Origin of the sequence: Anaplasma marginale str. Florida (assembly GCF_000215485.1) — a bacterium.
Lineage (GTDB): Bacteria > Pseudomonadota > Alphaproteobacteria > Rickettsiales > Anaplasmataceae > Anaplasma > Anaplasma marginale.
The window spans coordinates 1-1162 of record NZ_AFMS01000166.1; the positions used below are offsets into that span (position 1 = coordinate 1).

The window sequence follows — 1162 nt, forward strand, 5'->3', positions numbered from 1 at the left end:
GCTCGGGGCTGCCGATAGAAGTAAGTCACGCACATAGAGGTTGACGTGATGGCCAACTGAACCATATTTGGCCCATCGCGCATGTAGGACTTTTTGTGTGGCCTAAACGCTCTCCACAGCTTTGACCTCTGGCACATAATAGCTGAGCATGCCGTAGACTCCGTCTTTCAGAGTCACAGCGGCGCTTGGGCAGCCGGAACAGGCGCCTCTTAGGTGCACGAAAACCACTCCCTCTTTGTATCCCCTGAACTTTATATCTCCGCCGTCTTGGGCAACTGCGGGCCTCACGTAGTGTTCTATAAGCTCCTTAACGCGCTGCACCACTTCAGAGTCTTTTGTGTCGAAAAATTCTCGCTCATCACTTTCCTCATGCGCTTGCGGCGCCGCATCAGAATACGCATTGTGCAACGAGAAGTAGTCTGTCATCACGACCAAAATCTCCGGCCTAAGGGTATCCCAATCTGCATCCGGAAGCTTTGTGACGGACACAAAGTCGCCTCCAAAAAACACCTTAGAAACGCCTTGTATCTCGAACAATAACCTTGCCAGCGTGGAACCCTGGGCTGTGGTGGCATCGGAGAACTCAATCCCGCTTCCTATTGCGCCTATCTCAGCACTGAGCAAAAACCTAAGAGCGTCTGGATTGGGCGTGACTTCGATTTGGATGAACATAAACAACCCTTGCAATGAAGTAATTTTCGTGGGTATAATCCCCCCGCTGCAGGAGATAGCAGTGTATTGCAGTGCGTGGAGCAAATCAAGACTTTATCACATGTTGTTAGTGCTTTTCACCGTGCTAAGCGTGATCGGCGCACTGTTTGTGCTACCGATTGCTGCTATGGTGGCGTTTTTGCTGTTTAAGAGAAACAACGTCATGTATGGGAATTTTAGCAACGGGGATTTCAGGGCCATCCTGAATAAAATGATCAACGATATGTACGGCGGAGCGTATGGGGCTAGCACGGCCAGGAAAACTACAGGGGCCTTGTCCAAGTATGAAGCGCTAGAGGTTTTAGGTCTTGGGGCTGGTGCGACCCCAGAGCAGATAACCTCGGCATACCACCGGTTGATGAAGTTTGCGCATCCCGACAAGGGGGGCTCGGCATATTTTGCCCAAAAGCTCAACCAAGCGCGTGACGCCCTGCTTGGTGACGACTAAAAG

General features: G+C 51.2%; 2 protein-coding genes. One reads left to right on the forward strand and one right to left on the reverse strand.

What is annotated here, in order from left to right:
• Positions 1-102: 102 nt before the first annotated feature.
• Complete coding sequence (locus tag GAC_RS04650; RefSeq protein WP_010266132.1) at positions 103-672, reverse strand: NifU family protein; 570 nt, start codon at positions 670-672, stop codon at positions 103-105.
• Between the two features lie 100 nt (positions 673-772).
• Between GAC_RS04650 and GAC_RS05555 the strand changes: the two genes are divergently transcribed.
• On the forward strand, positions 773-1159 hold the full coding sequence (locus tag GAC_RS05555) for a J domain-containing protein (protein WP_035018118.1): 387 nt from the start codon (positions 773-775) through the stop codon (positions 1157-1159).
• Positions 1160-1162 lie beyond the last annotated feature (3 nt).